This window comes from Streptomyces sp. SID14478 (genome assembly GCF_010548525.1).
GTDB lineage: Bacteria > Actinomycetota > Actinomycetes > Streptomycetales > Streptomycetaceae > Streptomyces.
The window spans coordinates 1-10512 of record NZ_JAAGMG010000698.1 but is presented as its reverse complement, the minus strand read 5'-3'; the positions used below and the strand labels follow the sequence as shown (position 1 = coordinate 10512).

The 10512-nt window shown below is 70.5% G+C and carries 7 protein-coding genes and 1 pseudogene; 6 read left to right on the top strand and 2 right to left on the bottom strand.

Translation table 11 applies throughout. From position 1 onward, the window contains the following. From G3I40_RS23275 to G3I40_RS23250, 6 genes and pseudogenes are all read left to right on the top strand, one after another. Positions 1–249: pseudogene (locus tag G3I40_RS23275) on the top strand (cell division protein FtsK); the annotation flags it as partial. A 238-nt stretch (positions 250–487) separates the two neighbouring features. Next, positions 488–1855 (top strand): ABC transporter substrate-binding protein, encoded by a 1368-nt coding sequence (locus G3I40_RS23270; protein WP_164304065.1) that lies wholly within the window; start codon positions 488–490, stop codon positions 1853–1855. A 139-nt stretch (positions 1856–1994) separates the two neighbouring features. Next, on the top strand, positions 1995–3323 hold the full coding sequence (locus G3I40_RS23265) for a sugar ABC transporter permease (RefSeq protein WP_164304066.1): 1329 nt from the start codon (positions 1995–1997) through the stop codon (positions 3321–3323). Then, positions 3320–4201, top strand: a complete 882-nt coding sequence (locus tag G3I40_RS23260) for a carbohydrate ABC transporter permease (protein WP_164304064.1) — start codon at positions 3320–3322, stop codon at positions 4199–4201. Before G3I40_RS23265 ends, G3I40_RS23260 begins: the two co-directional genes overlap by 4 nt. Positions 4202–4357: 156 nt before the next feature. Continuing rightward, positions 4358–6574, top strand: coding sequence for a bifunctional glycosyltransferase family 2 protein/CDP-glycerol:glycerophosphate glycerophosphotransferase (locus G3I40_RS23255; protein ID WP_164304063.1), 2217 nt, complete (start codon positions 4358–4360; stop codon positions 6572–6574). A 40-nt stretch (positions 6575–6614) separates the two neighbouring features. Continuing rightward, the gene (locus G3I40_RS23250; RefSeq protein WP_164304062.1) at positions 6615–7448 is read left to right on the top strand and encodes a class I SAM-dependent methyltransferase; all 834 of its coding nucleotides are present in this window, start codon (positions 6615–6617) and stop codon (positions 7446–7448) included. Between the two features lie 17 nt (positions 7449–7465). Here G3I40_RS23250 and G3I40_RS23245 read toward each other — a convergent pair whose 3' ends face one another. Then, the gene (locus tag G3I40_RS23245) at positions 7466–8614 is read right to left on the bottom strand and encodes a glycosyltransferase (protein WP_164304061.1); all 1149 of its coding nucleotides are present in this window, start codon (positions 8612–8614) and stop codon (positions 7466–7468) included. Then, positions 8611–10512, bottom strand: a 1902-nt coding sequence (locus G3I40_RS23240; protein WP_203644645.1) for a CDP-glycerol glycerophosphotransferase family protein, incomplete at its 5' end; no start/stop codon positions are given. The genes G3I40_RS23240 and G3I40_RS23245, both read right to left, overlap by 4 nt.

The window sequence follows — 10512 nt, the reverse complement described above, 5'->3', positions numbered from 1 at the left end:
GGCCGCCTGCACGGCGCCGACGGACGGGACGTGGGGCTGCAGGCCGGCCGGGTCACCGGGCGCATCCCGCGCACGGCCACGCAGCGCCCGACCGTGGTCGCCCTCGACTGGGCCCGGATGGGAGACCCGCCGGACCGGCGCCCCGTAAGGGAGTTGGGCAACGGACCGACGGACCTGGCCCTCCTCGCCAGCGCCCTGGAGCGGGCGGCCCGCTCGGTGGCGGCCCAAGAGGTGCCCTCGCTTCTGTAGAGCCCGCCTGGAGACCGGCCGGAGACCGCGGGGGCCTCGGGCCGGGCCACGGGCCTCGTCCCGGCCCAATTGCCCCACCCTGTAATGACGTTGACGCATCACGACCCCGTCACGATCACCGTGTTGACACCACGGGGGCTCTTGCCGGTCCTCCCTGGTCGGGCGTAGACCAGTGCGCACGGACAGCACGGCACAGCGCTCGGTACGTACGTTCAGCGTTCAGGAGAACGGGGCAGTGATGCGCAGCACCCTTCGTACACCCATATTCCGCCGAGCCGCGGCGGCCGTGGCCATCGGCTCGCTGGCCCTCGCGCTCACGGCCTGCGGGGACAGCAAGGACGACAAGCCCAGCGGCGACGCCAGCAGCAAGGCTCCCGCCTCGGGGGTCCAACTGCCGAAGCTGGACGGCGAGTCACTGGAGATCACCGCCGTGTGGACCGGCGACGAGCAGAAGAACTTCAAGCAGGTCCTCGCGGAGTTCGAGAAGCGGACGGGCGCCAAGGTCACCTTCGTGCCGGCGCAGGACCCGATCATCAACTTCCTCGGGTCGAAGGTCGCGGGCGGCGCTCCGCCGGACATCGCCATGCTGCCGCAGCCCGGCGCCATCAAGCAGGCCGTCGACAAGAAGTGGGCCAAGCCGCTCGGCAAGGAGGCCCAGGCGGAGCTGTCGAAGAACTACAGCAAGGGCTGGCAGGACCTCGGCAAGGTCGACGGGACGCAGTACGCGGCGTACTACAAGGCCGCCAACAAGTCGCTGGTCTGGTACAACGCGAAGGTCTTCGACAACGCGGCGGCGAAGGAGCCCAAGACCTGGAAGGAGTTCCTGGCCACCGCGCAGGCCATCTACGACTCCGGGGTCACCCCCGTCTCGCTCGGCGGGGCCGACGGCTGGCCGCTGACCGACTGGTTCGAGAACATCTACCTCTCGCAGGCCGGTCCCGAGAAGTACGACCAGCTCGCCCAGCACGAGATCAAGTGGACCGACCCGTCCGTGAAGCAGGCGCTGACCACGCTCGCACAGCTGTGGGGCAAGAGCGACTTCCTCGCGGGCGGCAACAAGGAAGCCGTGCAGACCGAGTTCACGAAGTCGGTCGAGCAGGCCTTCACCGGCGGTGACCAGCCCAAGGGCGCCATGGTCTACGAGGGCGACTTCGCGCAGGTCAACATCCAGCAGACCAAGGCGAAGGTCGGCACCGACGCGAAGGTGTTCCCGTTCCCGGCCGTCGGCGACCAGGCCCCGGTCGTCAGCGGCGGTGACGCGGCGGTCATCCTGAAGGACTCCAAGGCCTCGCAGGCCCTGGCGACGTGGCTGGCCTCGCCCGAGGCGGCGACGATCCAGGCCAAGCTGGGCGGCTACCTCTCCCCCAACAAGGGCGTGGACCTGTCGGCGTACCCGAACGCGGTGCAGCGCAAGATCGCGAAGGCCGTCATCGACGCGGGCGACGACTTCCGCTTCGACATGTCGGACCAGACCCCGCAGGCGTTCGGCGGCACCCCCGGCAAGGGCGAGTGGAAGGCGCTGCAGGACTTCCTGGTCAACCCGAAGGACGTCGCCGGCACCCAGCGCACGCTGGAGGCCGAGGCGGCCAAGGCGTACAAGAACTGACGCGGCGATGACCACCGCCGACGGCGGCGGGATACCGGAGCGCGACGCCAAGTCCCCTGACACCCCAAGGGACTTGGCGAAGGCACCGGCGCCCGCCCCCACACGGAAACAAAATCCGGAGCCCCGCCGCTTCAAGAGCGTGACGGGCACCCGCAGGACGGTCGCGCTGCTGTTCCTGCTGCCCTCGCTCGTGCTGCTCGGCGCGCTGGTCGTGTACCCCATCGGGTACTCGGTCGTGCGCAGCTTCTTCGACGCGTCGGGCGACTCGTTCATCGGATTCGACAACTACGAGACGCTGTTCACGCGGGCCGACACCAAGGCCGCGATCAACAACAACATCTGGTGGGTGGTGCTCGCCCCGACGATCGCCACGGCGCTCGGCCTGATCTTCGCCGTGCTGACGGAGCGCATCCGCTGGGCCACCGCGTTCAAGCTGGTCGTCTTCATGCCGATGGCGATCTCGATGCTGGCCGCGGGCATCATCTTCCGGCTCGTGTACGACCAGGACCCCCAGAAGGGCGCGGTCAACGCGGCCTGGGTCTCGGTCCACGACACCTTCGCCGACTCCTCCGCGTTCCCCAAGGCCCATCCGCGGCCGAACGGGACGGTGGCCGGCAAGAGCGGCGGCCCGTTCCTCACCAAGGAACCGGTGAAGGCCGGGCAGCAGGTGCTGCTGGCGCTCGTCGGCGTCGCGGCCGACCAGATGCCGAAGGACGCGAAGCCCGCGAAGCTGCCGACGAGTGCGCAGGCGAAGGTCACCGGCACCGTCTGGCAGGACTTCACCCTCGGCAAGGGCGCGGGCGGCATCAACAACCTCGACTCCACCGAGCTCGGCTACCCGGGCATGAAGATCGAGGCCGTCAAGGGCGGCAAGGTGGTGGCGTCCACGACGGCCGCCGCCGACGGCAGCTTCACGCTCCCCGCGTCCGCGGACGGCGCGAAGCTCCGGCTGCCGGCCGCGAACTTCAAGGAGGCCTACAACGGCGTCGACTGGCTCGGCGACAAGAAGTTCTTCACGATCCACCTCGGCGGCTTCGACCTCTACCTGAACATCGTGACGACCTCGATCATGGTCGCGTACGTGTGGATGTGGGCCGGGTTCGCCATGGTCCTCATCGGCGCCGGACTCGCCGGAATCCCCAGGGAGTTGCTGGAGGCGGCGCGGGTCGACGGGGCGACGGAGTGGCAGGTGTTCCGGCGGATCACGGTGCCGTTGCTCGCACCCGTCCTCGCGGTCGTCCTCGTCACCCTGATGATCAACGTGCTGAAGATCTTCGACCTGATCTTCATCATCGCGCCGGGCGCCTCGCAGGACGACGCCAACGTGCTGGCACTGCAGCTGTACCGCTCGGCCTTCAGCGAGTCCAACGAGGGCCTGGCCAGCTCGATCGCGGTCCTGTTGCTGCTGCTCGTGATCCCGGTGATGTGGTTCAACATGCGCAGGCTGCGGCGGGAGGTACGACGATGACCACCGCCAAAGAGACGGTGAAGGCCCCGCGTTCGTTCGCGGGCAGGGTCGCCGAGAAGGTCAGCGGCGGGTTCCTGCAGTTCGTCCTCATCCTGGTGGGCGCGCTGTGGCTGGTGCCGACGATCGGACTGCTGCTGTCCTCGCTGCGCACCCCGGAGGACATGTCGGCGAGCGGCTGGTGGAAGGTCTTCAGCAAGCCCTCGCAGCTCACCTTCGACAGCTACAGCAACCTGCTGGAGAACTCCGACATCACCCGTTCCCTGCTGAACACGGCCCTGATCACGGTGCCCGCGACGCTGCTCGTCATCGTCATCGGCTCGCTGGCCGGGTACGCGTTCGCCTGGATGGAGTTCCCGGGCCGCGACTGGTGGTTCCTCATCGTGGTGGGCCTGCTGGTGGTGCCGGTGCAGCTCGCCCTGGTGCCGATCGCACGACTCTTCGGCGACATCGGGATCTTCGGTTCGATCTTCGGCGTGATCCTCTTCCACGTCGGGTTCGGGCTGCCGTTCGCGGTGTTCCTGCTGCGGAACTTCTTCGCGGAGATCCCGCGCGAGCTCCTGGAGGCGGCGCGGCTCGACGGCGCGGGCGAACTGCGCCTGTTCGTCAGGGTCGTGATGCCGCTCGGCGGTCCCGCGATCGCCTCGCTCGGCATCTTCCAGTTCCTGTGGGTCTGGAACGACATGCTGGTCGCGCTGATCTTCACGGACACCGACAGCCAGCCGATCACGGTCGCCCTGCAGACGCAGGTCCGGCAGTTCGGCAACAACGTCGACGTGCTCGGGCCGGGGGCGTTCATCTCGATGGTGATCCCACTGGCCGTGTTCTTCGCGTTCCAGCGGCAGTTCGTGTCCGGCGTGATGGCGGGCGCGGTGAAGTAGCCGTAACCGACGGCAGGTTGAGGGGCGGGCCAGGGAACCACGGCCCGCCCCTCTTGCCTGCGCACACGTCCCCCGTATGCCGCATCCGGCGTAACCCGATCACTCCGTCGGGCGTTCCCGGGCAGTATGCCCGCGCCGACCCATGGATGTGCCACCTTGCCCCGGTTCAGTGTCATCGTCCCCGCGTACAGGGTGCAGGCGTACCTGCACGAGTCCCTCGCCTCGGTCCTGGAACAGTCCTTCACGGACCTCGAAGTGATCGCCGTGGACGACTGCTCGCCGGACGCCTGCGGCGCGATCATCGACGAGTTCGCGGCACGCGACGCCCGCGTCCGGGCGGTGCACCTCGACGAGAACGTCGGCCTCGGCCGCGCCCGCAACGCCGGCCTGCGGCACGCCACCGGCGACTACGTCCTGTTCCTCGACAGCGACGACAGCCTCACCCCCGGCGCCCTGCAGGCGATCGCCGACCGCATCAAGGAGACCGGCTCCCCCGACGTCCTGCACTACGACTACGCGCGCACCTTCTGGGACGGCCGCACGGTCCGCAACCAGTACTCCTCGCTGCTGACGCAGGAGGGGCCCGCACCCTTCCGGCTCGCTGACCGGCCGGGGCTGTTGCGCATCCTGATGGTGGTCTGGAACAAGGCCTACAACCGGGAGTTCATCGAGCGGGAGGGCTTCTCGTTCCCTCCCGGTTACTACGAGGACACCCCGTGGACCTACCCAGTGCTGATGGCCTCCGAGACCATCGCGACCCTCGACCGGGTCTGCGTCCATTACCGACAGCGCAGGCAGGGCAACATCCTCGGCACGACATCGCCCAAGCACTTCGACATCTTCGACCAGTACGACCGCGTCTTCGACTTCCTCGACCAGCATCCCGACCTGGACGAGCAGTGGCGGCCGGTCATGTTCCGGCGCATGGTCGACCACCTGTCCACGATCTTCACCAAGCGGGGCCGGCTGCCGCGCCGCAGCCGCGCCGCGTTCCTGCGCAACTCCCGTGCGCACTACGCCCGTTACCGGATCCAGGGGGCGCCAGTACCGCGCCGCACCCGGCTGCGGCACGCGCTCGTACGCCTCGGCTCGCACCGCACGTACCGCGCCCTGTGGACCGCCCTGCACGTCAAGCGGCGGGCGGGCCGGTACGCGGCCACGGCCCGCCGCACCCTCAGGGCCGCCGCCCTCCAAGTGCACTACCGCATCCAACTGCGGCTGCCCGTACGGGAGAACGACGCGGTCTTCACCAGCTACTGGGGCCGGGGCCACGGCTGCAACCCGGGCGCCCTGGAAGAGGCGTTCCGCGAGCACGCCCCGCACGTGCGCACGGCGTGGATCGCGGCCCCCGAGCACCACCACACCATCCCGACGGCCACCCGCCGCCTGACGCCCGGCACGGCCGCGTACTGGACGGCTCTCGCCCGCTCCAAGTACCTCGTGAACAACGTCAACTTCGACCGCCGCCTGGTCAAGCGCCCCGGCCAGGTCATGATCCAGACCCAGCACGGCACCCCGCTGAAGAAGATGGGCCTGGACCTCCAGGACCACCCGGCTGCGGCCCGCGGCACGGACTTCGGGCAGCTGCTGCGGAACGTCGACAAGTGGGACTACGTCCTGTCCGCCAACCGCCACTCCACCCTCGTGTGGGAACGCGTCTTCCCGTCCTCGTACACGACGCTCGAATACGGCTATCCGCGCAACGACCGGCTGCACAACGCGAGCGCCCAGGAGATCGCCCGCATCCGCGAGAGCCTCGGCATCCCCCGCGAGGCGATCGCGATCCTGTACGCGCCCACGCACCGGGACTACCGGATCACCCAGCGCCTGACGCTGGACCTGGAGCGGATGCTGCGCACCCTCGGCCCCCGCTTCGTGATCCTCACCCGCGCCCACCACGCGTACGACGAGCCGCTGGCCCGCGCCGCGGGCGGCCGCCTCATCGACGTGTCGGACCACCCGAGCATCGAGTCCCTCTGCCTGGCGGCGGACGCGCTCGTCACGGACTACTCCTCGGTGATGTTCGACTACGCGTGCCTGGACCGGCCGATCGTCGTCCACGCGGACGACTGGGAGGCGTACGAGGCGGCCCGCGGCACGTACTTCGACCTGCGCGCGTTCCCGCCGGGCGCGGTCGCCCGGTCCGAGGACGAGCTGATCGACATCTTCGCCACCGGGCACTGGCGCGGCTCGCGCTCCGCGCAGCTGCGGGCCGCCTTCCGCCAGCGCTTCTGCGGGTACGACGACGGCCGCGCGGGCGAGCGCGTCGTGCGCCACCTGGTGCTCGGCGAGACGGTGTCCGCACCGGTGCCCGGCGCCGGCGTCCCCCGCCAGACCACCGAGCCCTCCGCCACGACCGTCCCCCACCTCTGATCCCCCCACACCCGATCCCCACATCGACATGGGAGTTGACATGCAGCACGAGCCCCACGCTCTGCCGCGTCCGGCCGGCCTCGACGAGGTGAAGGGCTGGTTCCACAACATCGACCAGGTGCTCTTCGACTGGTTCCTGACGCGGCAGAACGCGCGCGGACAGAAGGGCGACCTGCTCGAACTCGGCGTCTACATGGGCAAGAGCGCCATCTTCATGGGCCAGTACCTGGAGGACGGCCAGACGTTCACGGTCTGCGACCTGTTCGACTCCCCCGCGGACGACGCGGCCAACGACAAGGAGATGAACAAGTCCTACAGCTCCCTGACGCGTACCGCCTTCGAGGCCAACTACCGGGCGTTCCACGACGAGCTGCCGACGGTCGTCCAGGGTCCCTCGCACCTGATCACCACGGCCGTGGAGAACGACAGCTGCCGCTTCGTGCACGTCGACGCCTCGCACCTGTACGAGCACGTACACGGCGACATCGCGGCGGCCCGGGACCTGCTCGGCGACGACGGCATCGTGGTCCTCGACGACTTCCGGGCCGAGCACTGCCCGGGCGTGGCCGCGGCCACCTGGGGCGCCGTCGCCACGACCGGCCTGAAGCCGCTGTGCATCACTGCCACGAAGTTCTACGGGACCTGGGGCGCCTTCGAGCCGGTCCGCACCGAGCTGGGCGAGATGCTCGCGGGCCGCGACGACTTCTGGCACGGAGCGGAGGAGGTCGCGGGGCACTCGATGATCCGCATCGACGGCCGCAAGGCGCGCATCCCGGCCCAGCCGGCGTCCCGGTACGAGCGGGCGGCGCGGCCCGCGGCCGCGGTGGCCCCCTCGTCGTCGAAGGGGCTGCTGCGGTCGCTGCTCGGGCGGTGACGCCCGCTCTGCCGGGGCTACCGCTCCAGCAGGGCGAAGAGGTCCTCCCACAGCTCCAGGACGCGCTCCTCGGAGAACCGCTGGACGTTGACGCGGGCCCGCTCCCCCATGGTGTCCCGCAGCCGGGGGTTGCCGGTCAGGCGCAGCAGGCGGTCGGCGAGGGCGTCGAGGTCGCCGAGCGGCGCGAGGAGCCCGTCCTCGCCGTCGCGGACGATCTCGCGGACGCCGGGCGCGCAGTCGAACGCGGCGCACGGCACGGCGCTGGCCATCGCCTCCATAAGGGCCAGCGGGAAGCCCTCGCCGCGAGAGGACTGCACGAACACGGAGGAAGCGGCGAGGGCGCCGGGCACGTCGTCCGTGCGCCCCTGCCACCGCACTGAACCGTCGAGCCCCAACTGCGTGCACTGCTCGCGGAGTTGGGGCTCGTCCGCGCCTGCCCCGTACACGTGCAGCTGCCAGTCCGCGCGGAACGGCGCGACCTTCGCCCAGGTGTCGAGCAGCATGTCGACGCCCTTCTGGTCGGCGAGCCGGCCGATGGAGGCGACGACCTTGTCCGTGCGCGGGGAGGGGATCGCGGGCAGCGCGGCGAGGGCGTTCGGCATGAAGCCCACGTTGTTCAGGCCCTCGGCCGTCCAGACGTCGGCGTCCTCCTGGGTCAGCGCGAGCCAGTGGTCGACGTGCGGGTAGTGCCGCTTCACCCAGTGGTAGCGGTGGCAGGCGCGCGAGTACGCGAACGACTCGTGGCTCATGCCGATGACGGTGAGGTGCGAGGTGTCGATCTCGCGCAGCCACTCCATCGGCCAGACCTGTGTGACCACGACGACGGAGCCGGGCGGCGCCGGCCGCAGGATCGCCTCCAGCGCGGCGACGGCCTCCTTCTTCGCGGCGACCCTGCGCGCCTCGCGACGGCGTGCGGGCACGCTGAAGCGGCGGGCGCCGCGCAGCGCCCGCGGGGTCGGCGGGTGCTCCTTGTAGAGGCTCGTCACCGGATAGGCGGGGGCTTCGGGCACCGCCATCTTGAGGTCGGACTCGTGGACGCCGATGACGTGCACCCGGTGCCCCGCACTCGTGAACAGGCGGGCCATCTGGTGGGTCCAGGCGGTGACGCCGCCGAGTTCGTCGGTGGTGTTGGCGACCAGGAACAGGTCGCGGCCCTGAGCGGTCACTTGCCCGCCTTTCGCGTGAAGAGGGCGTCGACGACGGCGCGGGCGGCGCCCCCGTCGTCGTACGTCCCGAACTCGGCGGCGAACGCCCGCCGCGCCTCCTGCCACTCGCCGTCCGACTCCTTGATCCCGGAGAGGACGCGGTGCAGCTCGTCCTGCGTCTCCACGACGGGGCCGCCGGCGCGGGCCCGCAGGTCGAAGTAGCTGCCGCGCTCGGCGGCGTACGCGTCGAGGTCGGGGGCGAAGTGCACGAGCGGGCGGTCGAGGAGCGCGTAGTCGAACATGATCGACGAGTAGTCGGTGATCAACACGTCGGCGAGACCGAGGAGTTCGCTGACGTCGTGGTGGCCGGACGCGTCGACGACGGTGCCGGGCGGGGTGAGCGGCAGGGTCGCGGCCTCCATGTAGTGGGCGCGCACGAGGAGCGTGTGCGTGTCACCGAACTGTTCGGCGAACTCCCGCACATCCAGTTGAAGTTGGACCTTTTTGTTCTTCGGGGTGCCGCGGAACGTGGGCGCGTACAGGACGACCGTCTTGTGGTCGGGGATGCCGAGTTCGGCGGCGAGGGCCGGGCGGGGGAAGCGCCCTTGGCTCTCGTCGCGCCCGCGCGCCTGGACGAGGCGGTCGTTGCGCGGGTAGCCGACGCGCATCAGGCGTTCCTCGGGGATGCGGTAGGCGTGCGCGAGGGTCTGCACGTCGTGCTCGGAGCGGACCAGGAAGTGGTCGAACCGGCCGACTGCGCGGGCGAGTTGTTCGCGCTGCGGGGCGTTCTGCGTCTTGTGCCGGATCTCGTCGAAGCCCATGCGCTTGTACGCGGAGCCGTGCCAGGTCTGCAGGTACGTGGTGTGCTTCGGCTTGTCGAGGGCGTGCGGGAAGCCCTGGTTGTCGACCCACCACTCGGCGCGGGCCAGCGCCCACAGGTAGCGCCAGGACCAGCGCCGCACGAGCTTCGCGCCCTGGGGGAAGCCGGCCGGGGACGTGGCGTACGACCACACGACGCGCGCCCCGCGGCGCCGGGCGACCAGCTCCTCGTGGATCGCGCGGGGGCTGTCGCCGTAGCACTTGCCCATGTGGCTCTCGAAGACCACGGTGCCGCGGCTGACCGGCAGCCGGCGCAGGACCCGCCGGTAGACGCGGATCTTGACGCGCTGACTATGCAGGGCGTCGTACTTCTTGCGCAGCTTCTTCCAGGTCTGCTTGACCACGCGGGCCGGGCGGAAGTTCGTGGCGTACCGGGCCAGGGCGTTGGCCTTGCGGGCAGGGCGCCTGCGCGGCAGCAGGCAGACGGCGAGGTGGTGCTTGGCGGTGACGTACGGCTGCCAGGTGTCGGCGGTCAGCCGGCTCAGCCGGGGCCTGGCCGGCAGCGCCGTCGCCTTGGCGGGGACGGTGTCCTTCTCGGCGAACAGGTCGAGCGGGGGCAGGAGTTCCCCGTCGATGCCGAGGCGCAGGCGCGGGTCCCAGACGCGGTCGCCGATGCCGCGCGGGCGCAGGGCCCGGGTCAGCGGGACGGCGGCGCGCCAGGTGATGACGTCGCCCTGGAGCCGTACGTCGTCGACGGGCACCGTCACGGTCCGCTCGCCCGCGTCGCGCACCCTGAAGTCGAGGGTCGCGGTGAGCACGCCGCCCAACAGGTCCAGGGGCACGACGACTTCGCCCTCGACGACGAGCCGCCCGTTCTCGCGCGTGCACCGGGTGACGCGGTTGAGGAGGGTGAGCTCGCGGGGCGCCCGGTGCTGGTGGCCGAGTTCGGTGACGTCGTACGCGGGGTCGGCGTGCGCCGCGCTCCAGTGGACCCTCTCGCCGTGGCGGGCCAGCGGCGTGACGACGGTGGCGGGCCGCTGCAAGGCGTAGGCGGCCGCGTGCACGCCGTCCCCGTCGCCGTCGGCGAGCAGCCGCACGGC